The 26,531-nt window shown below is 43.4% G+C and carries 25 protein-coding genes and 8 tRNA genes; 27 read left to right on the plus strand and 6 right to left on the minus strand.

What is annotated here, in order from left to right; genetic code table 11:
- Positions 1–183: 183 nt before the first annotated feature.
- The 8 genes from E0485_RS21825 (at position 184) to E0485_RS21860 (ending at position 1,024) form a co-directional block, all read left to right on the plus strand.
- Positions 184–275: transfer RNA gene (locus E0485_RS21825), tRNA-Ser, on the plus strand.
- Positions 276–308: 33 nt separating this feature from the next.
- Positions 309–386, plus strand: a tRNA-Met gene (locus E0485_RS21830).
- 9 nt (positions 387–395) lie between these two features.
- Positions 396–471 (plus strand) — tRNA-Val (locus tag E0485_RS21835).
- Positions 472–496: 25 nt separating this feature from the next.
- Positions 497–572, plus strand: a tRNA-Thr gene (locus E0485_RS21840).
- Positions 573–589: 17 nt separating this feature from the next.
- Positions 590–666 (plus strand) — tRNA-Asp (locus tag E0485_RS21845).
- A gap of 34 nt (positions 667–700) precedes the next feature.
- Positions 701–776: transfer RNA gene (locus E0485_RS21850), tRNA-Phe, on the plus strand.
- A 48-nt stretch (positions 777–824) separates the two neighbouring features.
- Positions 825–909 (plus strand) — tRNA-Tyr (locus E0485_RS21855).
- A 42-nt stretch (positions 910–951) separates the two neighbouring features.
- Positions 952–1,024 (plus strand) — tRNA-Lys (locus E0485_RS21860).
- 85 nt (positions 1,025–1,109) lie between these two features.
- On the opposite strand, the gene E0485_RS21865 is transcribed toward E0485_RS21860, so the two are convergent.
- From E0485_RS21865 to E0485_RS21885, 5 genes are all read right to left on the minus strand, one after another.
- Positions 1,110–1,991, minus strand: a complete 882-nt coding sequence (locus tag E0485_RS21865; protein ID WP_132420195.1) for an SPL family radical SAM protein — start codon at positions 1,989–1,991, stop codon at positions 1,110–1,112.
- Positions 1,992–2,147: 156 nt separating this feature from the next.
- Positions 2,148–2,447: an MTH1187 family thiamine-binding protein gene (locus E0485_RS21870; RefSeq protein WP_132420196.1), complete on the minus strand. Its 300-nt coding sequence runs from the start codon at positions 2,445–2,447 to the stop codon at positions 2,148–2,150.
- Between the two features lie 63 nt (positions 2,448–2,510).
- Complete coding sequence (locus E0485_RS21875) at positions 2,511–4,097, minus strand: GMC family oxidoreductase (protein ID WP_235857669.1); 1,587 nt, start codon at positions 4,095–4,097, stop codon at positions 2,511–2,513.
- Positions 4,094–4,690, minus strand: a complete 597-nt coding sequence (locus tag E0485_RS21880; RefSeq protein ID WP_132420197.1) for a gluconate 2-dehydrogenase subunit 3 family protein — start codon at positions 4,688–4,690, stop codon at positions 4,094–4,096. Before E0485_RS21880 ends, E0485_RS21875 begins: the two co-directional genes overlap by 4 nt.
- Before the next feature lie 9 nt (positions 4,691–4,699).
- Positions 4,700–5,092, minus strand: coding sequence for a hypothetical protein (locus E0485_RS21885; RefSeq protein WP_132420198.1), 393 nt, complete (start codon positions 5,090–5,092; stop codon positions 4,700–4,702).
- A gap of 130 nt (positions 5,093–5,222) precedes the next feature.
- Here E0485_RS21885 and E0485_RS21890 point away from each other — a divergent pair, with 130 nt between their 5' ends.
- From E0485_RS21890 to E0485_RS21920, 7 genes are all read left to right on the plus strand, one after another.
- Positions 5,223–6,176 carry an MraY family glycosyltransferase gene (locus E0485_RS21890; protein WP_132420199.1) on the plus strand — a complete coding sequence of 318 codons (954 nt, stop codon included), beginning with the start codon at positions 5,223–5,225 and terminating at the stop codon, positions 6,174–6,176.
- A gap of 31 nt (positions 6,177–6,207) precedes the next feature.
- Positions 6,208–7,314 (plus strand): PucR family transcriptional regulator, encoded by a 1,107-nt coding sequence (locus E0485_RS21895; RefSeq protein ID WP_132420200.1) that lies wholly within the window; start codon positions 6,208–6,210, stop codon positions 7,312–7,314.
- 88 nt (positions 7,315–7,402) lie between these two features.
- Positions 7,403–8,527, plus strand: a complete 1,125-nt coding sequence (locus E0485_RS21900) for an ABC transporter ATP-binding protein (protein WP_132420201.1) — start codon at positions 7,403–7,405, stop codon at positions 8,525–8,527.
- A gap of 148 nt (positions 8,528–8,675) precedes the next feature.
- Positions 8,676–9,617 (plus strand): HPr(Ser) kinase/phosphatase, encoded by a 942-nt coding sequence (gene hprK / locus E0485_RS21905; RefSeq protein ID WP_132420202.1) that lies wholly within the window; start codon positions 8,676–8,678, stop codon positions 9,615–9,617.
- A 43-nt stretch (positions 9,618–9,660) separates the two neighbouring features.
- Entirely contained in the window at positions 9,661–10,569 is a 909-nt protein-coding gene (lgt, locus tag E0485_RS21910; protein ID WP_132420203.1) for a prolipoprotein diacylglyceryl transferase, read from the plus strand.
- A gap of 16 nt (positions 10,570–10,585) precedes the next feature.
- Positions 10,586–11,233: a pyrophosphatase PpaX gene (gene ppaX / locus E0485_RS21915; protein WP_132420204.1), complete on the plus strand. Its 648-nt coding sequence runs from the start codon at positions 10,586–10,588 to the stop codon at positions 11,231–11,233.
- Positions 11,234–11,235: 2 nt separating this feature from the next.
- Positions 11,236–11,721: an acyltransferase gene (locus E0485_RS21920; protein WP_132420205.1), complete on the plus strand. Its 486-nt coding sequence runs from the start codon at positions 11,236–11,238 to the stop codon at positions 11,719–11,721.
- 78 nt (positions 11,722–11,799) lie between these two features.
- On the opposite strand, the gene E0485_RS21925 is transcribed toward E0485_RS21920, so the two are convergent.
- Complete coding sequence (locus E0485_RS21925; RefSeq protein WP_132420206.1) at positions 11,800–13,023, minus strand: MFS transporter; 1,224 nt, start codon at positions 13,021–13,023, stop codon at positions 11,800–11,802.
- A gap of 257 nt (positions 13,024–13,280) precedes the next feature.
- On the opposite strand from E0485_RS21925, the gene E0485_RS21930 reads away from it, so the two are divergent.
- From E0485_RS21930 to E0485_RS21985, 12 genes are all read left to right on the plus strand, one after another.
- Positions 13,281–14,168, plus strand: coding sequence for an ABC transporter permease (locus E0485_RS21930; protein WP_407944871.1), 888 nt, complete (start codon positions 13,281–13,283; stop codon positions 14,166–14,168).
- 34 nt (positions 14,169–14,202) lie between these two features.
- On the plus strand, positions 14,203–15,102 hold the full coding sequence (locus E0485_RS21935) for a carbohydrate ABC transporter permease (protein ID WP_132420208.1): 900 nt from the start codon (positions 14,203–14,205) through the stop codon (positions 15,100–15,102).
- A gap of 57 nt (positions 15,103–15,159) precedes the next feature.
- A complete protein-coding gene (locus E0485_RS21940) occupies positions 15,160–16,830 on the plus strand; it encodes an extracellular solute-binding protein (RefSeq protein WP_407944870.1) in 1,671 nt (556 codons plus the stop codon).
- Positions 16,831–16,914: 84 nt separating this feature from the next.
- Positions 16,915–18,495, plus strand: coding sequence for a response regulator (locus E0485_RS21945; RefSeq protein WP_132420210.1), 1,581 nt, complete (start codon positions 16,915–16,917; stop codon positions 18,493–18,495).
- Positions 18,496–18,529: 34 nt separating this feature from the next.
- Entirely contained in the window at positions 18,530–20,308 is a 1,779-nt protein-coding gene (locus tag E0485_RS21950) for a cache domain-containing sensor histidine kinase (protein WP_132420211.1), read from the plus strand.
- 256 nt (positions 20,309–20,564) lie between these two features.
- Positions 20,565–21,773, plus strand: a complete 1,209-nt coding sequence (locus tag E0485_RS21955) for an ATP phosphoribosyltransferase regulatory subunit (RefSeq protein WP_132420212.1) — start codon at positions 20,565–20,567, stop codon at positions 21,771–21,773.
- A 1-nt stretch (position 21,774) separates the two neighbouring features.
- Entirely contained in the window at positions 21,775–22,395 is a 621-nt protein-coding gene (hisG, locus tag E0485_RS21960; RefSeq protein ID WP_132420213.1) for an ATP phosphoribosyltransferase, read from the plus strand.
- A gap of 52 nt (positions 22,396–22,447) precedes the next feature.
- Complete coding sequence (gene hisD / locus E0485_RS21965) at positions 22,448–23,734, plus strand: histidinol dehydrogenase (RefSeq protein ID WP_132420214.1); 1,287 nt, start codon at positions 22,448–22,450, stop codon at positions 23,732–23,734.
- 73 nt (positions 23,735–23,807) lie between these two features.
- A complete protein-coding gene (hisB, locus tag E0485_RS21970; protein WP_132420215.1) occupies positions 23,808–24,419 on the plus strand; it encodes an imidazoleglycerol-phosphate dehydratase HisB in 612 nt (203 codons plus the stop codon).
- Positions 24,420–24,421: 2 nt separating this feature from the next.
- A complete protein-coding gene (hisH, locus tag E0485_RS21975) occupies positions 24,422–25,042 on the plus strand; it encodes an imidazole glycerol phosphate synthase subunit HisH (RefSeq protein WP_268957622.1) in 621 nt (206 codons plus the stop codon).
- A 157-nt stretch (positions 25,043–25,199) separates the two neighbouring features.
- The gene (locus E0485_RS21980) at positions 25,200–25,526 is read left to right on the plus strand and encodes a helix-turn-helix domain-containing protein (protein ID WP_132417163.1); all 327 of its coding nucleotides are present in this window, start codon (positions 25,200–25,202) and stop codon (positions 25,524–25,526) included.
- An 11-nt stretch (positions 25,527–25,537) separates the two neighbouring features.
- Positions 25,538–26,455: an IS3 family transposase gene (locus E0485_RS21985; RefSeq protein WP_268957522.1), complete on the plus strand. Its 918-nt coding sequence runs from the start codon at positions 25,538–25,540 to the stop codon at positions 26,453–26,455.
- Positions 26,456–26,531 lie beyond the last annotated feature (76 nt).

The raw sequence follows: 26,531 nt of genomic DNA on the forward strand, positions 1-26,531 counted from the left end.
CAGCAATGTGTGGAGCTGACAAGTACTAATAGGTCGAGGGCTTAACCAATTTGGATGATATACTAAGATTTACTTTCAATTCGCTTCTAGTTTTCAAGGTGCAAATCCTTGAAAAAATATGCTTGCATTTGTCTAGCAAATGCTTGTATAATGGTTATTGTCTTGCACAAAGCAGATTACATTGGAGAGATACCCAAGTGGCTATAAGGGGACCCTCTGCTAAGGGGTTAGACTGCGTAAGTGGTGCGAGGGTTCGAATCCCTCTCTCTCCGCCAGTCTCCAAATAATCGAGTGCAGCAAATTAATATGGCGGTGTAGCTCAGCTGGTTTAGAGCGTACGGTTCATACCCGTGAGGTCGGGGGTTCGAGTCCCTTCGCCGCTACCAATTTTATATGGAGGCTTAGCTCAGCTGGGAGAGCATCTGCCTTACAAGCAGAGGGTCAGCGGTTCGATCCCGTTAGCCTCCACCATATAGAATTTCGAATTACACACCGTGCCGGTGTAGCTCAACTGGTAGAGCAACTGACTTGTAATCAGTAGGTTGGGGGTTCAAGTCCTCTCGCCGGCACCACTTATGTAAAAGAATATGGAGCTGTGGTGTAGAGGCCTAACATGCCTGCCTGTCACGCAGGAGACCGCGGGTTCGAATCCCGTCAGCTCCGCCATTATTCTTTTTTATTTTGAAAATTTAATAGTTTTGGCTCGGTAGCTCAGTCGGTAGAGCAGAGGACTGAAAATCCTCGTGTCGGCGGTTCGATTCCGTCCCGAGCCACCATTTTTGAGTAGCATAAACATTAACCTAATGTGGCATACTCATTATTACGGAGGCTTAGTGAAGTGGCTAAACACGGCAGACTGTAAATCTGCTCTCTTCGAGTTCGGTGGTTCGAATCCATCAGCCTCCACCATTTTACCTTTCGGAGCAATGACTTCGTAAGTACAAGCTTTAAGAGCCATTAGCTCAGTTGGTAGAGCACCTGACTTTTAATCAGGGTGTCGAAGGTTCGAGTCCTTCATGGCTCACTTGTTATACATATTCAACCTGCACAGGAAACTGGGCAGGTTTTTTTGTGTCTGGTTAAGTGTCACAGCTAAGCTTCCATCTGATTCAGAAGAAGCTTAGCTGCTGATCCTGATAACTATTTTTATAAGCATGAATAATGTCCTTCATTTGATAGAGTATACCTAGTTTATTGCATTCTTTAGTGAACATTGACCAGAGCTTATGCGCATGCGGAGAAGGACATTCGTATGCATGTCCATATTGCTTGATATACTTGTCTTTTAAATGAGGAAAATGCCGATCTAGCTTATCGAAGTACCAGTCTCTCTGGTTTGCACGTAAAGTCATGCCAAAGGCTGGATAAATGAATTTAGCCCCACATTGCTTGGCAAGCTTAATAATCCCTCTAATATTATCCTCATTATCTTCGATAAATGGCAGTATGGGCATCATGAGAACACCTGTAAAAATATCCTGACTAGCCAGCTGCTCGATTGCAGCAAATCGCTTTGAGGAAGGTGCGACATGTGGTTCAATCAATTGACAAAGCTCATCGTCACAAGAAGTGATCGATAGCTTAGCAATTACAGGGGAGTGCTTCTTAATGCGGGACAAAAGATCAATGTCGCGTGTAATTAAATCACTCTTAGTTGCAATGGCGACACCAAATTTATTCGCATGTATGAACTCCAGCGTACTTCGAGTAAGTCCATATTTACGTTCAAAAGGATTATAAGGATCGGACATCGATCCTGTCCCAATGACACCCGTCTGACGTTTATGCTTAAGCTCATGTTGGACTAACTGAGGAGCATTTTCTTTGGCGCGTACAATGTCAAATTGATCGATGCCGTAGCAATCGCTCCGACTGTCACAATAAATACAGCCATGACAGCATCCTTTATAGATGTTCATGGTATAGTCAATGCCGAACCAAGAGGTATCTTTATTTTTGAAGATCATTGATTTGGCAGGAATAAATTCCACTCATGTTCCTCCTAACAATCAGCTATTTACTTCATTATAATATAGGAACGTGACAACAGTATGTCAGATTAATAGGAGTTTCGGGCTAAATCGATATATTGGCAAATAAAACAACGTCCAACTAGGCTAACCCTAGCTGGACGTTTCTTCATGTCATTACATTTTATCAGCAACAGACTTTAATTTTTGTGCCATTGAGCTAGGTTTGTCCCGTCGATCGTCAATTTTAATCGATGTGGATACACGACCTGCGCCATTCGCAAAAGGTACTTCATGCAGCACTTGGATAACCTCGAACAAGCGATCAAGCGGGCCTTCAATAAGGGTACTCATAGGAGTAAGCTCATGCGTTACCCCTTCCTGTTTAGCTAATACTTTCTCAATCTCGGCTACATATTGGCTTACACTAGTAGAACCTGTGCCAAGTGGTATAATCGTTACTTCTGCAATCGCCATTTGTAAACTCCCCTTCCACCATCCTATAAGCTAACTATATACCTCTCCCCTTTAAAAATGAAGTTATTTCAGTTCATTTTTAGATGCTTTATCAATGATATAGTCTGCAGTTCGCGCTGCTATTGCCATAATCGTGTTAGTCGGATTGACGCCACTGGATGTAACGAATACGCTAGCGTCGCAAATAAACAGGTTAGGTACATCATGGGACTGACAGAATGAATTGACAACAGACTCTTCCGGATCATTGCCCATTCGGCAACCACCCATTAGGTGGGCAGTATCTGAAACGATATGCTCCACTTTGCCAGAAGCTGCTCTTAAGATCGCGCTCATCTGATCGACTGCATGATCGATTAACCGTAAATCATTGTCGCCATAACTGAAAGAAACATGCGCGCGTGGCAAGCCAAATGGGTCTTTCTCTTCGCTTAACGTAACCCGATTCCCTGCATAGGGCAGCACTTCACCAACCATTGTGATTCTTCCATAGTAGTTATAATCGAGCATGGTTTCGCGCAGCATTTTACCCCATAGGGGTGCTCCATTACTCGCTCCGCCAGCAATACCTTTAGCAAACTCTAGTGGCCTAGAACCATGCGCATGCAGGGTATATCCACGTGCAAATCCTCTGGACCTATCCGTTGCATAGAAGTCTTGTGTCGAGGATAGAACGGGTGTTCCTTTGTATAATCGAACCTCATAATCAAATTTGGCATAGACATCATATGAGCTATGCGGCATTATGCCGCGGCCGACCCAACCTGAAGAGTTGGCTAATCCTTCTGGATACCGTGAGGTTTCAGAGTTAAGCAGAAGTCTTGGTGTTTCGACTGCAAAAGCGCAAACGATAACTAGCTTTGCTCGCTGCCTGTATTCGACGCCTTGATGCATGAATAGGACACCTGATGCTAAGTCATCCTTCATTAAGATTTGTGTTGCCATACAATCTGCTAGCAGCACCGCGCCAGATTCCATTGCCTTCGGAATATGGACAGTTAAAGTGGTGAATTTGGACGTTGGCATACAACCCTGATTGCAAAAGCCACGATTAATGCAAGGAGGTCTGCCTTTGAATGGAGCAGTCACAATTGCGAGAGGAGTGACGACTGTTTGAATATTGAGCTTTGAGCAGCCTATACGAAACATTTCTGCATTGGGACTTAGCGCTTCACGCTCTGGCAATGGATAAGGCCCATGGTAATTACCCCATGGAAAATGCCTAGGTCCTGCTACGCCGATATCGCGCTCGATTCGATTATAATAGGGCTCAAGATCTTTATAATGAATCGGCCAATCCTCGCCAACGCCATCAATAGATCTTGTTTTGAAATCACTTTCATGAAACCGCAGAAACACACCTGTAAAATGAACAGTTCCTCCGCCAACGCCATAGCCACTATTGTTATGTCCCATCGTAAGGGGATCATCTCCACTGACGATTCTTGTTTCTTGCCAGCCTAAGCTTTGCATCGCCAGCTCATCGCTTGCGAGGTCTTTCTGGGTACTACGCAAGGGGCCAGCTTCTAGAATGACTACACTTAGACCAGCATCACTAAGCTCTTGCGCTAATACACCTCCAGCTGCACCTGCACCCACGATGACAACATCAACTTCTTGATGCTGATACCGCCAATCTAGTTTCATCATTGTTCCCCCTTTGCTTCCCACGAATCTAGCTGTCCTATTCCAAGCCTTACATAACCACGTGGATAGGCAGGACCTCCAAATCCAATTTCAGACCATATCTCAGGATGAGAATAGAAGGCTTCAATCGTTAGCAGTAGCAGCTTGCGAAAAAACTCCTCAGGCTGTACATGCATTCTCTCATCACCTTCTTGCCCGCGAGCCAAACTTATATCGGTCATGAGATTTCGCTGAACGTCAGCCTCTAGCTGATAGAAATGCCGTTTATGTAAACTCAAAGCAAGCTGGTTGATTTCTTCTAGTCCTCGTTTAATTAATGTTCGAGAAGGAGGGATATTCGGTTTACGCTGTCCTTCTCCTTGATTTGGTGTAAGCTTCCCATCGATATGATCAATCACATAATTGATGACTTCAGCTCGATTGTCATCCATTAATTGCGAGCACCATGCCCTGAGCAGCTCCGCTTCTTGTAGGGTAAGATTACGATAAGCAGATGGCCTTGTTAATCGTTTCTCTACAATTTCACGGGTATGTTCATCCCAGTGTTGCTTTTCATTCAATATGTCATATGTCGGATAATGCCCTTTGTTAGTCATAAAGTGTTGTCATCTCCAATACACAGCAATAAGACCGAGTACAGCAATAGCAGCATACATGAGCGGCATCATGATAGGGGGACCAATGAGAAAATTACGCAACGCATAGCCACCTACTCGGAGTCCGACTCCGCGAACATGATAATAGAACCCAATTAATCCCGATATAACGGCAATCCACATGAGAATATGAAATGCTGTAAACAACCAGGCACGCCCCCAAAAAGCTAATACAACAGCTACTATGAAATAGATCGGGGCAGACAGGACTGGGGCCAGCATGACTTTACGGTAAAAGTTCTGCCGATAATGCGACATCGTAACTTGGATACCAATGAGCAGGTAAGCAAGTCCAACAAACAAGATGAGTATGCGAGGTAGGCTCCATTCGCTCCAATACATATTATTCCTCCTAGAATTCTTCCTGTATCCAATTATTACCCTAATTAAGCCGTAATATTGCTTGTTAGAATGAATTGATTTAGGAAAATATATAAGGCACCTACTATATTATTAAAAGGAGCCTTATGCGATGCAGTTAGTGTTCCCGCTGCTTGTAAGTGCACTCATCGTTTGCATTGCTGTTCCAATTCTCGAGAAGATCGCACTGCGTATCGGTTTTGTAGACAAACCCAATAATCGCAAAATCCACGTCAAGCCGATCCCTTTGATGGGAGGCATTGCTCTATATCTTGCTTGTGTACTGAGCATTCTACTATTTCATGTGGACTATCCAACATCTGGAGCCATTATTACAGGTGGAACGATTCTGATGCTGACAGGACTGCTTGACGACTGGTATAAAACTAAAGGCAAGGATTTTCCGATTTGGCCAAGACTCCTCATCTATGGTTTGGTTTCCGCTATCCCGCTTTGGTTCGGCATCAAAATTGCAGGAATTACAGATTTTCATCTGGAAGGCATGATTATTTTTCCAGAATGGTTAGCTATTCTTGCCACGATGATATGGATTTTTGCTTTCATTAACATGATTAATTTTATTGATGGTGTTGATGGGCTTTCTTCAGGAATTGTCATGATTTCGTCGCTAACGCTGTTCTTGATAGCGATCATCCAGAATTACCCTGAATTAGCTATATTGTCAGGCATATTGGCTGGCGCTTGCGGGGGCTTTTTAGGATTTAATTTTTATCCGGCACGTATATTCATGGGTGATTCGGGGGCCATATTTATCGGATATATGATTGCGGTGCTCGCAATTGATGGCGTTTATAAAAGTGCGGCAGTTATTACGATTGTTGTCCCTATGCTTGTTCTTGGTGTTCCCATAATGGACACCTTCATCGTCTTTTTCAGAAGATTGCTGAAAGGTCAAGGGCTACATAAAGCCGATAAGCTACATACGCATCACAGTTTAATGAAATGGGGACTATCACAGAAACAGACGGTACTTTTTCTTTATTTGATCGGGATCATTTTTTCGCTTCTTTCCATAATTTTGGTGTTGGTGTTAAAATACAAGTAAGCAACTACTTGAATTGGACTGGAGCGAGCTAATGATTTGGGAAGAGTGGAAGAATAGAGTAGCAGCAATTTTGCATACCCCAGTAAGCTTAAGAACAATTACCATAGAACAGTGGCTGAAGCTTGTTAAGCAGGTTGGTGCCAACCCGGATGCATGCCAGAGCGTGAGGCAGGATCATGAGATGCTGTTTTATTTGAACGCGGTAGCTGAAGATGAAATTCTAATCCTAGCTGTAAATAGTAGCGAACTATCTGAATCAGAGCGCCACTTAATAGAGCTGTCAATTGAACCCAATGCTTATTTGTTGAATGATACCAGGCAAATTGTAGCTGAGGAAAGCAATGCTGCAGTTCAGCAGTTTCGCGATTGGCTGCTAGAACAATTAAAGCTTGGTTCTGCGAATAAATTAGTTCCAGATTCACTTACGATTGCGCCACTACTAGAGGTTGGCGTAATTCCCTTGCTGCTATCAACAGATAAGTCTTTAGAAGAAGCAATACCTTATGATGCATTTAAGAAGCTGCTAAAACATTTTTTTGAAAAAGAAGTTATGCTTATTCCACTAGAGGAGAAAGAGTGGCTTATATTTGCTACGGAAGAACTTTTAAGTCCAGCTGGCATTGAAGAGAATGGCACAATTGAGGAGCAGCTCGATGCAATTGCGATGGGACTGCATGAGATGCTTGCTGCAGAGTGGGCACTTGAAAGTCATATTAGTATATTTACACCAATTATTCCTGCGAAGGAAATTGTTACGACGGTCCATAGACTCCGTGAAGCGATTCATGTCGGTCGCCTGTTTAGCTTAAATAGCAATGTACACCTTCCTTGGAAGCTGCATCTCGAAACGTTGCTATATTCGGTTCCAGATGATCGCAAGGCTTCGTATTTGCGGCAGTTGATCTCAGGAGCAGAAGGCACGATAGACGTGGAAATGCAGACAACTCTTACACGATTCTTTGAATTAGACTGCAATGTGAGCGATACAGCCAAGCAGTTATTTATTCATAGGAACACTTTATTATATCGATTGGATAAGCTGAAGCAGGAGACAGGGTTTGACGTACGCTCGTTTCATGATGCAGTACTTGTACGAATCGCTCTTGAGTTGTACAAAGTTACAAAAAGGAAGCATTAATTTTGTATAGAATGATCATGGTCATCTATCCTGTATTGGGTTATCATTAGTACATACTTATTCCAAACATTTCGAGGAGGGTTTCATAATGGCTGGCGTTCGCTTAAATCACATTGTGAAAAAATACCAAGGTAATGATGAAGCTACTGTTAAAGATTTTCACTTAGAAATTCAAGATAAAGAATTCGTAGTACTTGTAGGTGCGTCCGGTTGTGGTAAATCAACAACTCTTCGTATGATCGCTGGTCTTGAAGAAATTTCCGAAGGCGAATTGTACATTGGCGACCGTCTTGTGAATGACGTAGCTCCAAAGGATCGCGACATCGCGATGGTATTCCAATCCTACGCTCTATACCCGCACATGAACGTATATGATAACATGGCATTCGGTTTGAAGCTTCGTAAGTTCAAGAAAGCGGATATCGATAAGCGCGTTCGTGATGCTGCTAAAATTCTTGATATCGAACATTTGCTTGATCGTAAACCAAAGGCTCTTTCCGGTGGTCAGCGTCAACGTGTTGCCCTAGGTCGTGCGATCGTTCGTGAACCTCAAGTATTCTTGATGGACGAACCTCTTTCTAACCTAGATGCTAAGCTTCGTGTACACATGCGTGCTGAGATTGCTAAATTGCACAAGCGTCTACAAACGACTATCGTTTATGTAACGCATGACCAAATCGAAGCTATGACAATGGGTGATCGTATCGTTGTTATGGATAAAGGTATTATTCAACAAGCCGCTTCTCCTGAAGTTATTTATAACACACCTTCCAATATGTTCGTTGCAGGTTTCATTGGATCTCCATCCATGAACTTCATTAACGGATCAATGGTTGACAAAGGTGGTGCCCTATACTTCTCAGGTGAAAACGTGAACGTAGAAATCCCTGCAGGCGTTGCAAAAACGTTGAAAGACAAAGGCTACACTGGTAAAGATGTTGTTATGGGGATTCGTCCTGAGGACTTCCATGAAGAGCCGGTATTCCTAGAAGCATCACCGAGCTCCATCGTTAATGCAAGCATTGAAGTTTCTGAGAACTTAGGTCACGAAATGTACCTATACCTTAACGGAGTTGGTACAGGAACAGTTATCGCTCGTGTTGACGGACGTTCCACATTGAAAGAAGGAACTACTGCTAAGCTTGCGATTGACATGAACAAAGTTCATTTCTTCGATAAAGAAACAACTGCTTCGATCTTGTTCGAAGGCTAATTATATTCAAACTAAGGACTTATCGGGTCACCGATGAGTCCTTTTCTCGTTGATAGAGAATTAATAAATTTCAGCTCATAATGCAAAGTTGATTTATATACGTCTTTCCTTTACCATGAGAATATCGGATAAGAAGGAGAAATGAACGATGCCTGGGAAAACGAAAGTATCAGATTTAGTAAATGCGTTCCGATTAGAGATTGTTTGCGGCGAAGAAGGACTCAAAAGACCAATATTGGTGGCTGACCTACATAGACCTGGACTTGAGATGGCGGGTTATTTTAATTTTCATCCGCAGGATCGCATACATATTCTTGGACGTACAGAGATTACCTTCTTTAGTGCGTTATCTGAGGAAGAGCAGAGGGAGCGTGCAAGATTGCTATGCTCATCTGAAGAAACGCCTTGTATTGTTATTACGAGAGGACTTCCTGCCCCTAACGTATTAGTTGAAGAAGCAACGAAGCTGCAAATGCCAGTTTTGCTGACCAATACACAAACGACGATTATGTTCTCGAGAATCACAGGCTATTTAGAAAAACGCCTTGCTCCATCTACAACCATACATGGAGTATTAGTGGATGTGTATGGTGTGGGCATGCTGATTACAGGTGGCAGTGGAATTGGTAAGAGTGAAACTGCACTTGAGCTTGTTAAACGCGGACATCGATTAGTAGCTGACGATGCAGTAGAAATTAGTCAGACGGAGGATCGTGTTCTGACAGGTACAGCACCTGAATTGATTCGTCATTTATTAGAAATCCGTGGTGTTGGCATTATTAACATGATGACGTTGTTTGGCGCTGGGGCCATTCGCAATATGAAGAAAATATCCGTCGTTGTCATGCTGGAGAATTGGCAGCAGGATAAGCAGTACGATCGGTTAGGACTAGATGAGGAAACAACACAGATTATCGATACGCATCTGCCGCTTGTTACAATTCCTGTTAGGCCAGGTCGTAACCTTGCTGTAATTATTGAAGTGGCTGCAATGAACTATAGATTAAAACAGATGGGTTATAATGCTGCCCTGCAGTTCACGAATAAACTAACAGAATCGATTGCACTTGATATGGAAGAAATGGATTAAGCTTAAAACATCAAACTGTAAGCTTGTTATAAGGGGATGAACCATGTTTAGTCAGATCGCTTTTAATATTGGTCCAATACCGATTCACTGGTATGGTATTATTTTGGCTACAGGCGCTGTAGCGGGTTTACTGCTTGCGATTCAAGAGGGCAAACGTTTCAATATCAAGCCAGAGTTTTTTATGGATTTATTATTATACGGTGCTGTCGTCGCCATCATTTGTGCTCGGATCTATTATGTTGCTTTCCAATGGGATCAGTACAAGGATCAGCCGCTCAAAATATTCGCAATCTGGGAGGGCGGTATCGCCATCTATGGAGCGCTTATCGGTGCAGTGATCGCGGCCGTATTCCTAACGCGCAGCAGAGGATATTCCTTCTGGCGGATAGCAGATATTGCGGCACCTGGTCTATTTGCAGGTCAATTGATTGGACGTTGGGGTAACTTTGTCAATCAGGAAGCTTATGGCGGTCCTGTGAGTGAAGCATTCCTACGGGACAAGCTGCATTTGCCAGATTTTATTGTAAATCGGATGTTTATTCAAGGTGAGTATCATCATCCGACTTTCTTATATGAATCCGTATGGAATTTAGTAGGATTATTATTGATTATTTTGTGGCTGCGTCGCCGTTCCTTCGTACGTGCTGGAGAGGTGTTCATGAGCTATCTGATTTGGTACTCTATCGGTCGCTTCTTTATCGAGGGATTGCGTACAGACTCACTTTCATTTACAGGTCCAGATTGGCTTGCAAGCTTTATGAATATTTTGTGGTCTCCAATGGAGCTAGTATTTGAGTGGGGCGCAATGACCTATGGCGGCAATATTCGAATTTCACAGCTTGTTGGTATTTTGATTATTGTTGCATGTATTATCATTATCGTTGTAAGAAGACAAACAGGTGCTGCACGTGAGCGCTACTTGGATCCGATTACTTCAACAAAAGGCTACTGAAATTAAGGAGAACAACATGATTCCTACAGTACTATTTGATTTGGATGGCACTATTCTAGATACGAATGAACTGATTATCGAATCTTTCTTGCATACATTGGAAGGCAGAACGACAGTTCCTTACACAAGGGAAACCTTGATTCCGCATATGGGCAAACCGCTCGTTGAACAGCTTCGAATATTTTCGGGACAAGAGGATGTAGAGGAACTCGTTAAGATCTATCGTGCATATAACTTTAGTCGGCATGATGAACTGGTTAAGCCATTCCCTTATGTACAAGAAACTATGGCCAAGCTCCATGCAGCAGGTGTTAAGATTGGTGTAGTGACAGTTAAAATTCGTCAGACGTCTGAGATGGGTTTAGCATTATGCGGATTGAGACCCTATATCGATTCGATTGTGACATCCGATGATGTGACAAAGCCGAAACCTGATCCTGAAGGTATTTATCGTGCGCTGCGTGAAATGGGTGCTGAAGGTCAGCCTGCCATTATGGTTGGTGATTCTTATCATGATATTCTTGCTGGGCAGAATGCCAATATTATGACAGTTGGAGTAAGCTGGTCCCTCAAAGGTCGCGAATTTCTAGAGAAACAAAATCCTACTTACATCATAGATGATATACGTGAACTGTTGCCTATAGTGGGAGTAATGGAGGCGTAATCTTGAGAAACGTCGAACGATATCCTGTCGAAGGATCTAACTCGTTATGGCAGATTTACGATACCGTTAGCAGATGGAAAGGCATGCGTAATTTTATTTTTATTCAAATTGCGCGTTATTCCCCGTCTTTGCGGTTAAAGAATAGTATCTATAGCCGAATACTAGGCATGAAGATTGGTAAGCAAGCGGCTTTTGGTCTAATGGCGATGGTTGATGTGTTTTTCCCTGAGAAAATTACGATCGGTGATAATACGATTATCGGTTATAATACGACCATTCTAGCTCATGAATATCTGATAAAGGAATACAGATTAGGAGAAGTGCGGATTGGCTCTAATGTCCTGATAGGTGCGAACTGCACCATTCTTCCGGGGATTACCATTGGCGACGGCGCTGTGGTAGGCGCAGGCTGTGTCGTCCATAAGGATGTTGCTGCAGGGAGCTTCGTTGCAGGCAACCCGATGCAGGTCATTCGAACAGGTGAATAAAAGTATAAAGCTGTATTTGAGAGTCGCATTTTAGGGACTTTCAGATACAGCTTTTTTCATGGACCGTTTCTTCTTGTATTAAAACGTACTTTTTAGCTGCCTTTGCATAAACAACCAGCTAATGATCGGAAAACTGCCGATAATCAGCAAAAAACAGTTAATAACAAGCGGTGATTGGTTAATCGAAAAAGTTAAAAGAAATAACAGTATACTCAAGATTCTTCCGGCATTAAGTCCTAGCTCTCTTATGACAACAAATTCCACTCGGTTTCGTACACTAGCATCAGTTGAGCCAATGAGATCGAATACAGATGATGTCATCGGAATGGTGAACAGCGGCATGAACAAAGCGGTGCCTATCCCAAATACAAGCAATACCTTGTAGCTGTACCCAATAAAAAGCGCTAGGATGGCAAGTGATAAGCCGATTGTACCCAGCAGCATTCCTCCGCGACGCCATTTGGGTTTCAGCCATTTGCCTACGATATAGAAGCTGATAAAAGTAACAAGCGAAGTGATCATGGTGAAATTGCCAAGTCTTAGCTCGCTTCCTGTCTGAATGTAAACAAGCAAAGCAATCATAATGCCAAAGACACTTTCACGCATGCCTTGTGCGGCAAGTGCCGCGAAAACTGAGCGCCAAGGAGTATCCGCTTCGCCCAGCACCTGGCTGAGCATGGTCCACTCATAGGTGCCTTCTGTCTTTCGATTATGAAGAAAGAGGCTTACGATGACACTTGCGATGAAGGTACATAGCGATAAGATAAAAATGATCCGATAGCCTTGATTACCTGTCATCTTCGATATGATGAGGCCAGAACACCAAGGCACAATAATACCGGCGGCGGCGCCGATAATTCCGCTTAATCCGTTAAATCGATCCCTATTGGCCACGTTTGTCATTTCAAAATAAATGACATTGAACGCGAGCCAAAAACAGCCAGCTGCTATCCCTTGTATAATTCCAAGCAGCCATATGTAATGCACGCTATTCGTGTTAAGCACCAGTACAATTGTATAAAAAACTGCCGAGATCAATATGCCTAGCCTAAGGCACATCATCTTGTTGCCTTCCTTTACCCATTTGCCTGCAGTCCAGAAGGTTAGTGCCATCAAACAGTGCGACAAAAGTGTGTACCATCCCAATAAAAGAAAGTTATTGCTTGTTTTCCATATGTAAACGCCCAAGAACGTTCCGGATATGGCGTTTGCCACGATGAACAATCCATTAACTACGAGCAGCAGCCAAGTTTGTCCATCCAGCTTCGTTGATTGAATATTGTCTGCTTTACTAAGCTGCATGAGCATTCCCCTTTTGGTTATGATTGCGGTCTAGTAAGAACACCAATTTAACTTACCCCAAAATCAAGCTTAGAAATCATTTTTTATGCTTAATGTCTGTTGATTAATAACATTTTTCGTTGATTAGATAAATAGTCGGTTTGGGATTTTATGGGTACAATGAGGTTATACGCTGTAACGGAGGGATGCTTATGGAGCAAGCGAATCTATCAACGAGTAAAGCCGTGCGAACCAAAGAACCAAGCTTATACCGAAGAATGCTTAAACAGTGGGATATTCAGTTAATGGTTATACCTGCACTCCTATTTATTATCATTTTCAGTTATATTCCCATGTATGGCATCTTATCTTCATTCCAGAATTACAATCTTTCAAAGGGTTTCTTCGCTAGTGAATGGGTAGGGTTTAAGCATTTTGATATGTTCTTCCACAGCCCTGATTTTGATAGAGTAATGCGCAATACAATCGTTATTAGCTTCTTAAAATTCTTCATTGGTTTCCCTGCCCCGATCATTCTGGCTTTGATGTTGAATGAGGTTCGCAGAATGGCATTCAAGCGAATCGTTCAAACCGTTAGCTATTTACCGCATTTTATGTCATGGGTAATTGTTTCGGGTATGATGATTTCCATCCTCTCGACGGATAATGGCAGCCTAAATATATTGCTAATGAAACTGAAGATGATCGATGAACCGATTAACTTCCTCACCTTGCCTGAATATTTCTGGGGCATTCTCGTAACGACAAATGTATGGAAGGATATCGGCTTCGGCTCAATCGTGTATTTAGCAGCTATAGCAGGTGTTAATCCACAATTATATGAATCTGCAGCAATGGATGGAGCGAGCAGATTTAAACAGATTTATTTGATTACGATTCCTTCCATCATGCCAGTTATTATTATTTTTATGATTCTATCTATCGGTGATCTAATTAGTGCCGGATTTGAAGACATCTTACTTCTAGGCAATGATGGACTCCGCAGTGTATCTGACGTAATCGATACGTATGTATACCGTGTAGGGATTATGAATCAAAGGTATTCCTATGCAACGGCAGTCGGTCTGTTCAAAGCGGTTATCAGTGTGGCATTGCTTGCAATAGCGAATTATTCTGCTCGAAAGAGTGGAAATAGCTTATGGTAGATATCAGATACGTGGAAATAAGGGGCTGTTCATTATGATGAAATTAAGCTTCAGTGATAAAATGATGGTCACATTCATTTATATTTGCTTAATTATATTGGGTTTTATTACCTTCTATCCATTCTGGAACTCAGCTGTTATTTCGTTTAATGCGGGGCTTGATACATCGCTTGGAGGTGTTACATTCTGGCCAAGACAGTTCACCCTTGATAATTATGAAATCGTATTCAAAGATAAAAGATTGATTAATGGATTCATCATTTCGATTCTAAGAACTGGTATCGGTACGGTAACTGCGATTCTTTGCACAGCCATATTTGCTTATGGGATGTCGAGAAAGGGCTTGATTGGCAAAAAGTTTTACATGATCTTGTGTGTAATTACGATGTATTTTAGCGGGGGCTTAATCCCTTATTTTCTAGTTATTCGTTCACTAGGCATGATGGATACCTTCTGGGTGATGATTGTCCCAGGCTTGATCAGTGTATGGAATATGATTATTTTCCGTACGTTCTTCTTAGGATTGCCTGAGGGGTTGGAAGAGGCAGCCCGAATCGATGGATGTACGAACTGGGGTGTGTTCTTCCGAATTGTGCTTCCGTTGTCTGGACCTGTTATTGCCACATTAGGACTATTCACAGCAGTGTACCACTGGAATGATTGGTTTACGCCAAGTATTTTTATTAACGATGCTGATCTGCTCCCGATTCAGACCAAGCTGCAGCAAATTCTCAAAACGAACATCATGAGAGAGCAAATGTCCCAAATGAGCTCTGCCGCGCAAGCTGCGATGTCACGCATGAGGAATAACATTACAACCAAATCATTGTCGATGGCTACGATGATGGTTGCGACGGTTCCGATCATGCTCGTCTATCCATTCGTGCAGAAATATTTTGTCAAAGGTGTGTTGATCGGTTCACTGAAGGAGTAGTTTAGAGCCCGCTGGCTGTAAACATAGATCATTATAGAATGAAAGGGGTAAATGCAATTGAAAAAACGAAGTAAAACATTTTCAACTACATTAACACTCTCAACAGCTGCTGCGCTTCTCTTGGCAGGATGCTCATCCAGCAATCAGGCGGCTACTTCAACGAAAGCTCCCGAGAGCACGAATGCAACATCAGGAACGGACAGTACAAAGGGTACGGGATTCACACTTGGAGACAAGCCTGTAGAATTTACATTCTATGGACACTATGACTGGTATACTATGCCTCCTTGGGGTGAAGATGCTGCTACTGCATGGATTAAGGATCATAAAAAAGTGAATGTTACAGCGATTCAATCGGGCGGTAATGCAGAGCAGAAGCTGAGCACGATGATTGCGTCCTCAACGCTTCCTGATGTCATTTGGCTGGACCGTGGTAAGGATGTGGAAAGACTTCGTACTGCTGACATGCTCGTACCGCTTGATGATTATCTAGAGAAATATCCGAATTTGAAAAAATGGGCTGGTGAATCGACGCTAAACCTACTACGTTCACCAGATGGTAAAATCTATCAATTTCCGAACTGGTATACCACGAGACCAAACGGCAATACAGGCTATGTCGTTAACATGAGAATTTACAATGAGATGGGCAAGCCTAAGCTTGAAACATTTGATGATCTCTATAATTACCTCAAAGCCGTGAAAGCGAAGTACGGCGATAGCGTAGTGCCGTATGATCCAGGTATTGAAGGGCAAGGTGTCGATTTATTGATATCCGGCTTCGCCAATGATTATCCAACAAGTTATATTGCCAATCGCTCGGTTCCAAAAGGCGATAAGCTGGTCTCGATATTCACTGATTCTGTATACCGTGAGTCGTTGATCTATGCTAATAAGCTGTATCAAGAAAAGCTAATGTTACAGGATGCGTTAACGCAAACGCAGGATCAGATCAAAGAGAAACTCAATACGGACCGAGTGGCTGTATACGCTGATTCAAGCCCAACTGAATTTGCTTCTCTTGGAGATGCAACAGTCAAAGCTCAAAATCCGCAGCACCCTGGCTATAATATGTTCTGGCCGATGCATAAGGAAGGTGTAGACAAGAACAAAGTGTACCCTGGAGACTGGAATCAATTAGGCTGGAATGTAAGTGTAATTACGAAAAGTGCGAAGGACCCTGAAGCGATTTTTGCTTTCCTTGATTGGTACACAGGTGAAGAAGGAATGCGTACAATCTTCTGGGGACCAGACGGATTATACTGGAATGGTGTCGATAGTGAAGGCGGTCCGCAATTTAATGATAAATACTTCAATGATCGTGAAGAAGTAACGAAGCTGATGAATACGACCAATGAGCTGCAGTGGGCAGGTAATACGGTTTACGTCGATACGACGAAATCCCGTATTGAATCGAAGCTGCCTGTGGAGAAGCGCAATTGGGAGACAAGATGGCAGACAGAAGTTTCATGGAAAACGTCCTTTAACAGTACACAATTTTTGAACATGGCACCTATACCTGATACCGATGAAGGCATTACTGCCCAACGGATCGATGATATCTTCAAAGAAGCGCGTGCTCAAGCGTTGTATGCGAAAAATGCAGATGAAGTAAACAAAATACTAGATAAAGCAGAGAAGGATGCTCAGAATGCTGGATATGAGAAACTACTCGCTTATCAAACAAAGATATGGCAAAATAATCTGAAATTAATTGGTGGTAAATAAATCCATAGTGAGCTGCTAAAGGGTATACTATATGTATACCCTTTAGACTTGCAAGAAGAAACGTAAAGAAGGCAGGGAATCTCTATGTATAGAGTGTTGTTGGCAGATGATGAATCGCTAGATCTTGAAGGTGTTCAACGATTTATCCCCTGGTCTGATTTGAATATGGAAGTCGTAGCTGCGGTAAATAGCGGATTTGCTGCACTTGAGGTCATGGAGCGTGAAGCAATCGATATTCTAGTGACAGATGTACGGATGCCGAATATGTCAGGGCTTGAGCTAGCACGCAAGGCGCTAGATAAATGGAGCAGCTTGAAGATTATTTTCATTAGTGGTTATCAGGACTTTCATTACGTTAAGCAAGCGATTGCCCTTAAGGCCTATAGTTATGTCTTAAAGCCGATGGATGATAATGAATTGATCGAGTCTTTGCTTCAGATTAAAAATGAGCTTGACCGCGATCAGAAGCGGAAAGCGACTGAGCAGGCGTACAAGAAGGTTATGCCTATCGTTCAGAATGAGTATCTGCTGCAGCTGCTTGAAGGGAGTACAGACCATTATTCGCTTAATCTATTGTTTGATGGTCCAGAACAATCGGTGATCGCATGGCCCGTTCGGGTAGTGATACTGGAGATGGATGACTTAGCGTGGAAACTGAATCCTTATAGTGATTTAGAACAGCAGGTTTTGTTACATGCATTCAGCAGCTTAATAGCTTCCTTGTGTCAGCAATATCAGATCAATCTCGTGTGCAAAATGATCAATCATCGCATGGCCTTATTATTAGAGCATAAAGGGCGGGTCTTCGATGATTTGAATATCCTGCATCGTTGGATTGATGAGGTGAGGGCAAAATTTCCTTTTACAATGACAATCGGTATCGGAGGCATTGCGTTAGAAGCTGCCCAGCTTCATGATTCTTATCGACAAGCAATAACTGCCCTTGATTATAAAATGTTCGATGGCAAAGGCAAGTTGATTGCGTATGAACAGCTCAAGCGGACAGAGGTGGAGGATGCTAGGAAGCTCGATATCCGTCTCGACGCCTTATTTCATGCCATGGATCATTATGAGTTAGTTAGCATTCATGACGAGATTGAAGGGTTATTCCGTTTAACAACGAATCTGCGTTCAAGAACATCCATCCATAATTTTGCAATGTATATCATGATGAAGCTCGATAGTTATTTGAATTCTGTGCAGGAGGATTTGTTCCAGATCTTGAAGATGGAGTTCGAGAATCTGGACATCTTGTTGCAATTTGAGACGATTAACGATATTCGGTCATGGTTAACCAAAAAGATATTTGAAATTTCTGAAGTATTGCATGGAAAGAAGCAAAAGAAAAATTGGAAGCTCATTCAAGAGATCGAGAAGTACATGCAGCTTAACTTACATAGCAATATCACATTGCGCGATCTTGCTAATCGGTTTTCTTTTACCCCTAATTATCTCGGCTTTATGTTTAAGGAGGGGACAGGGAAGAGCTTTAGCGAGTACTTAGTTGACATGAGAATGGAGCGGGCGTGGGAGCTGCTTCAGAATCCAACGATCAAAATTTACGAGGTTGCGGATCAAGTAGGATATCGTCATTTGCCATATTTTAGCAAGCAATTCAAAGAAACCTTTGGCATGACGCCGAATGAATGCAGGCGCCAAACTTAAGGTGATAGATCTCTAGTGAAGAGGAAGGGGATTTATGACGAAGCTCCAGACACGGAGATCTCTTCCGTTCGGATATAAATTGATGCTGTCCTACTGCTTATTCTTGATTGTACCTGTCGGGATCGTGGTGGTGCTGGCGAATTACACGTACGTATCATCGATTCGGGAGCAGACAACTGAGAATATTCATGGTACGCTGCAGCAAATTAAAGATAACATTACGTATAAATTTGAAAGCTCGCAGCGTGTGAGTGATCTGTTATATAACGACAGAACGCTCGCCAAGCGTCTTAAGCATTATGAAGAAGGCTGGGTCAGCTATGAGGCTACGACACAGTATTTAATGCCGCTTTTTAGCAAAATGGTTGAGTCTACCAATTATAATATTTGGCTGTCCGTCTATATGCACAACAATACATTGCCTGAAATTTATCATGTCCATGATAATAGCAATCCGCTTGCTACTTTCGGTCGATTTAATGAGCAATATTATATAACGCGCATACAAAATAAAGACTGGTACAAACAGTTCCCTGAGGAGAAGTATGGCGTTACGATGGAATGGAAGCAGATTGAGAACGATGAACGGTTTGATCAGATTTCATTGCTGCGCAGAGTTGTAGATAATGTGGATCCAATGAATCTTAAGGAAATCGCCTTCATTCGGATCGTCGTAGCGATGTCCGATTTATTCCAAAGTGTGGATTATCATAAGATTGGCGAGAGCAGCTCGATCTTTATCGTTGGAGATCATAATGAAATCATCCATTATTCAGGGGATCACACTTCGCTTAAGGGGCAGACTTGGGATGACTCGTTGACGGAGAATAATCTAGTGATCAAGGAACAGCTAACGCTAGCAGGCTTGAACTGGAGTTTGGTTACGTTAGTTCCGAATGACATCATGGAGCGGGGCGTTACCCAAGTACTGTACATTTCGCTCGTTATCTGTTTAATCTGTATCGTTGTATTTTTCTTGATTGGTGGGTTCATTACACGTTACTTTACAAAGCGGGTACATAAAATAGTGTCGGTGCTCAACGCATTTCGTGAGGGTGATTTTCATAAACGGATGCCCAATAGAGGCAATGATGAGTTCTCGCAAATTACATCTGCACTGAATGAAATGGGTCAGAACACAGAAGAGCTAATTAACGAAGTCTATTTAACTAGCATTAAGAAGAAAGAAGCCGAGCTGGAAACATTGCAGGCGCAAATTAATCCTCATTTTCTGTACAATACATTATCCTCTATCAGTCGTTTGTCAAAATTAGGCGAGGCAGAAAAGCTGCAAAGTATGGTCATGGACCTAGCGAAGTTCTATCGGCTGACTTTAAACGAGGGAAGAACATTTATTCCAGTATCGAAGGAAATTGAGCAATCGCAAGCCTATATGAATATCCAGAAAATAAAGTATGGCGATCGGATGAGGGTGCTGTACGACATCCAATCTGAAATTTATCACTATGACACAATTAAACTGATCCTGCAGCCGCTCATTGAGAACATTCTTGAGCATGCTTGGTTCGGCGATCAGATCAACATTCGGATTGTCGGTTATCTAGAAGAAGATAAGATTATATTCAAAATCATTGATGATGGCGTCGGTATGCATCCACATATGATTAGCCAAATTCTAGCGCCTAGTCCGAATCCCAATGTCGGTTACGGCATTTGGAACGTCAATCAGCGCATTAAATTGCATTTCGGTACGAAATATGGTTTATCCATATCTAGCAAGCTAGGCATGGGTACGGCAGTAGCTATTCAGATTCCGACATTTCATCAGGAGGCTAGTTCCGCAAATAAATAAAAAATAAAATGACAAGCTATAATGCGTCTATTACCCGCTCTCTCAATAGAGCGGGTAATTTATTTATTTCAGCAAAAAGTAGATTGGGAAAAGCTGTAACGGAGTTTATTGACGGTATATGCAAATCATGATAAACTAGATTAACTTTAATTTATTAGTAAGGTAGTATGGTAACGCAGTAAAGTGGTTTTGAATTGATTATTTGATTTCGTTGAAATATATAAACGTTAGAATTAAGGGTAGAGGTGACGAATACATGTCTAAGCCAAAGGTTTTTGAAAAGCCATCGGGGCTTAAGGATTTTTTGCCAGATGCGGCAAAGCAATTACGTCAGATTGAGCGACAGGTGCTAGCTTGTATGCAGCGGTGGGGGTATAGCGAAATTATAACGCCGACATTGGAGTTCTACGATACAGTGGGCATTGCTTCATCGACTGAGGATCGGAAGCTATTTAAATTATTAGATCGGAACGGTACGATGCTAGTTCTTCGTTCAGATTTAACAACTCCAATTGCTAGAGTTGTCGCTTCTTTGCTTAAGGATCAAGCTTTTCCGATTAGGCTATCCTATCACGCGAACGTATTTCGTGCGATTGAGGCGGAAGCAGGGAGGGGAGCAGAATTCTATCAAACTGGAATTGAGCTCGTAGGAGATGCTTCACCAGAGGCAGATGCAGAAGTTATTGCGCTAGCGATTGCTTCATTAAAGGCAGCAGGCGTTAATCGATTCAAGATTGCATTAGGTCATGTTGGCTTTCTGAATGGATTGTTCCAAGATTTGCTGGCAGGTCGTTCAGACGATGAGCGTATGCTTAAAGAATACTTGATTAATCGCGATTATGTTGGTTATCGAGAAAAGTTGAGCGGCCTTGGTCTTGCTCTAGAAGAACAGCAAATATTAGAGGGGATATTGAGACTGCGTGGCGGCATTGAAACGAATGATCGGGCTCTGCAACTGACATCTAATTCATTAGCTGAACAATCGATCCGACATCTAGCTGAAGTCTGGGAGGTGCTCGACGCCTATGAAGTGAGTGAGCACGTCGTTATTGATTTAACGATGGTTGGTGATTTTGAATACTACACGGGGATGACTTTTGAAGGCTATGCGGCTGATCATGGTTTTCCCGTATGCTCAGGCGGCAGATATGATAAATTGTTAAGTCAATTTGGCAGACCAGCTCCAGCGACCGGATTTGCTCTAAAGACAAATCGGATACTGGAAGTTGTGAACCCGGAGACGGATCAATCGGCTCGCAAAATACTAATTATATATGATGCGGATCATCGTTCGGAAGCTCTGCAGCAAGCGATTAAGCTTCGATCTGGCAGTTTGCCTGTCATTGTTGAAACTGTTTTAGTGGAAGAAGCAGAGCAGGTGACGACAAAGCAGTTGGATAACGATCTGATTCAGTTTAAACATACTGAATATAACGAAATTATAAAATATACACGGGGTGAATAGGATGGGCGACTTGTTAAAGGTAGCGATGCCCAAAGGTCGCATCTATAAGCAGGCATTCAAGCTGTTTCATCAAGCAGGGATACCGCTTCCTGAAGAAGCAGACGAATCTCGTAAGCTGATCATTCCGTTTCCGGAAGCGGGAATGGAGTTTATTATGGCGAAGCCAGTTGATGTGCCAACTTATGTGGAATATGGCGTAGCTGATATCGGAATTGTAGGCAAGGATGTTCTTATGGAAGAGAATCGTGACGTATACGAATTGCTTGATCTAGCGATTGCACGTTGCCGAATGTCGGTCATTGCGCTGCCAGATTGGAAGCCAGTCATAAATCCAAGAGTTGCGACCAAATATCCGAATGTGGCTTCACAGTATTTTCGCGAGAAGGGTCAGCAGGTCGAAGTAATTAAGCTGAATGGCTCGATAGAATTAGCGCCAATGATCGGCTTGGCAGACCGAATTGTAGATATGGTCGAGACGGGTCAGACCTTGCGTGAGAATGGCTTGGTAGAAATGGAAGAAATATTCCAAATTACAAGTCGATTAATTGCGAACCGTGTAAGTTATCGAATGAAGCATGCGGAAATCCAACGACTATGTGATCTGTTGCAGGTTACGGTGTGATAGAGGTTAGACATATAACGAATAAGTGAATCGGGTAGAGGAGGAGAATACGGTGAGAATCGTGGAAGCGAGTCAGTTTACGATGAAGCGGGAGATCGATTATGGGACGCCTGAGCAGAATGAGCGTGTGCGCGAGATTCTGAATACGGTGAGGACCGAAGGGGATAAGGCGCTGCGTAAATATGCTCTAGAGTTTGACGGTGTTCAAACGGATGAGCTTCGCGTTACAGCGGCTGAGATTGAGGCGGCGTATTCGCAGGTAGACGCCAAGTTCCTTGAGGCGCTGCGCGCAGCAGCGGCGAATATTCGGGCTTACCACGAGAAGCAAAAGCGCAACTCGTGGATGGATCTGCAGGCGAACGGCAGCCTGCTCGGGCAAGTGATCAGGCCGCTGCGACGTGTCGGCCTGTATGTGCCTGGCGGGACGGCGGCATATCCGTCGTCCGTGCTGATGAACGCGATCCCTGCTAAGGTCGCGGGCGTCCAAGAGATCGTGATGGTGACGCCTCCTGCGACAGCAGGCGATGCGGGGATTAACCCGCATATACTGGTCGCAGCAGCGGAAGCTGGCATCACGGAGGTGTACCGCGTCGGCGGCGCACAGGCGATCGCCGCGCTTGCATACGGCACAGAGACCATTGTGCCGGTGAATAAGATCGCGGGTCCAGGCAATATTTATGTCGCCCTCGCCAAGCGCGAAGTGTATGGCGTGGTCGACATCGATATGATCGCTGGACCGACGGATGTCGTGATCATCGCGGATAACACCGCTGATCCGGAATACATCGCCGCGGACTTACTCGCGCAAGCGGAGCATGATACGCTGTCGCCCGTCACGCTAATCACCCCTTCGCGTGAGCTGGCAGCGGCAGTGCAGGCGGAGCTCGCAGAGCAGCTCGCTGTGCTTCCCCGCCGCGACATTGCCGCTGTCTCGACAGCGGAGCGCGGCACGATCGTGCTGACTGGCACGATCGAAGAAGCTGTGCGGATCGCGAACGAGGTCGCTCCCGAGCACATGGAAGTGCTCACGGCTGAACCGTTCGCGATCCTGCCCGCAATTGAGAATGCGGGCTCAATCTTCCTTGGCCCGTATTCACCCGAGCCAGTAGGTGACTACTTTGCAGGACCGAACCACGTCCTGCCAACGAATGGCACTGCTCGCTTCTCTTCTCCGCTGAATGTGGATGACTTCGTAAAGAAGTCCAGCGTCATCCACTACAGCAAAGAAGCCCTGCTCGCCAGCGGTGAGATGATCATGACGCTTGCTCGCACAGAGAAGCTCGAGGGGCATGCAAGATCCATCGAAGTTCGGCTCAAGAAGGAACGTTCTGGTAAATAATGATAAATGAATTATTTAAGTTGATCATAGAAACTATTATTCACACTTAATCTCTTTAGGAGGGAAATCCATAATGGATAATCAGAATGAGGTTGTTCTTACGCGTACATCCGAAATCGCACGTAAGACGAATGAGACGGATATTAAGCTTGCTTTTGCCATAGATGGTACGGGTCAATCCGATTTGGAGACGAATGTGCCATTCTTGAATCATATGCTCGACCTGTTTGCAAAGCATGGTCAATTTAATTTGAAGGTTAATGCAATAGGTGATATTGAAATAGACGATCATCATACGGTCGAAGATATCGGGATTTGTTTGGGACAAGCGTTCAAGGAAGCGCTCGGCGACAAAAAAGGGATTAAGCGCTATGCTTCTGTATTCATCCCGATGGACGAAGCGCTTGCGCAGGTCGTGATTGATATTTCGAATCGACCGCATTTGGAGTATCGTGCCGTGTATCCAACAGCAGTAGTCGGATCGTTCGATACGCAGCTTGTCCATGAGTTTCTGTGGAAATTTGCACTCGAAGCAAGAATTACGCTTCATGTTATCGTGCACTATGGGCAGAACACGCACCATATGATTGAAGCTATCTTCAAGGCGCTTGCCCGTGCGCTGGATGAAGCCACAACAATTGACCCTAGAGTACAAGGTGTTCCATCGACGAAGGGAGTGCTGTAATCGTGGCTGCTATAGCAATTATCGATTATGGCATGGGCAATCTGCACTCCGTGAGCAAAGCAGTCGAGCGATTGGGTCATGAGGCGATCATTACGGCTGATCCTAATACGATTCTGGCTGCTGCTGGTGCCATATTGCCTGGGGTTGGTGCTTTTGGCGATGCGATCTCAAGTCTGAAGGAGTCAGGGCTGGATGCCATCGTGATGCAATATGCGCAATCGGGCAAGCCGCTCCTTGGCATTTGTTTAGGGATGCAGCTGCTCTTCACGCAAAGTGAGGAGCATGGCATCCATCAAGGATTAAACTTGCTTCCGGGCAAGGTGGTTCGATTCACTGGCGATTATAAAGTACCGCATATGGGCTGGAATAAATTAATGTTTAAGCATCAGGAGAATCGGCTATTCAAGGGATTAGAAGAAGGACATGTTTACTTTGTGCATTCCTATCATGTTGTGACAGATCGAGAGGAAGATTTGCTAGCAACTACGGATTATTATCAGCAAGTGACGGCGATCGTTGGACATCAGCAGGTATATGGTATGCAGTTTCACCCAGAAAAGAGCGGAGAACTGGGTATGCAATTGTTAGCTAATTTTATTGCGTTATGTGAAGAAGCGAAATAGCACTTTTATTGCTGGAGTAAGAATGTATTTTGTACAGTCAAAAATCATCATTTAGAGCTACTTGCAGAGTTTGCATGTAAAAACTCTTAAGCCCCTTAAATAACGTAGAGTCTTAGTCGCCAATAAGATAAACTATTTATCAAGGGGGAATGATCGAATGAGAAGAACGAAAAAGGTGTATGAGGAGATCAGATTAAAGGTAGTGCGGGAGGCTTTATCTGGTATTAAGATTGCAGTGCTAGGAAGAAAGTATGAATTACACCCAGAGACTATCCGTGGATGGATTAGAGATTATCAAGATGAAATAGGGGAAGATCAGATTCCAAGCACAGATGAACAAATCCAAGAACTGAAGAGACTGCAGGAAATTGAGGATAAATATCATAAAGCAATCAAAATCTTAGGTGAGAAAGAACTTGAGAACGAAATCTTGCGTGAACTAGTAAAAAAGCAGAACCCTGCTTATCTGAAAAATTTGAAATAGCTCATCGTTTCATTAAGCAGGGAAATCCAGCCACACTTGTTCTAAGGATCATAGGGTTAGCAGAGTCCACTTATTACGCACGAATTAAACGAGCCAAGCAACCTAAAGAACATAAACAAACCGCTCGTAAAGGCCGTCCCTGCCCGGGATACTCCTTGACAATTAGTGGCGTTCAAATAGACGATGAGCAAATTAAGAAATGGCTCTTGGAGCTCCTAGAGGGCGAAGAGCACATCTATGGTTATAGGTGCTTAGCTCAGTGCCTTAGGAACAAATATGGACTTAGTTTGAATCCTAAAAAGTGTTATCGCTTATGCAAAGAGCTGGAAATTCTTCAGCAGCAACGCAAGAAGAAAATCAATTATCCACGTAGATTGCCTGTGAATCGAATGGTTACAGGTTCGAACCAGCTATGGCAAATGGATATTAAGTATGGTCGCGTAGTAGCTAGAAACCGCTTCTTTTTCATTCTGAGCATCATCGATATATTTGATCGTGTAATCGTTGGTTACTATGTTGGCACAACTTGTGAAGCGAAACATGCCGTTCAAGTCTTAGGAAAGGCTCTACAGGATCGCATACAACCCGGCGAGCCGCTGCCAACCATACGTACTGACAACGGCCCACAGTTCGTGAGTGCACTCTTTGAAGATATGTGTACAGCTTGGGGCGTTGTACACGAGAGGATTCCTCCGAAAACCCCTGATTTGAATGCATATATTGAGTCATTCCATAGTTTGGTGGAGCGAAATCTATTTGCCATGGAGATATTTATGACACTAGAACAGGCTTATGAAGCTATGGATCGTTATATGGACTTTTACAACAATCGTAGATTGCATGGAAGTTTGAAGCGCATGCCGCCAGCGAAGTTTTCTAAATGGATTTTAGAGCAAGAAGATCGGACGAAATTCTACAGAGCCTTGTAAACAGATGAAATAATGAGCTTTGCTAACCAAACTGGTTTTTTAATAAGGTAGACTCCAGAATAAGGGGGCCTAACCG

This window comes from Paenibacillus albiflavus, assembly GCF_004344915.1.
Classification (GTDB): Bacteria; Bacillota; Bacilli; order Paenibacillales; family NBRC-103111; genus Paenibacillus_AM; species Paenibacillus_AM albiflavus.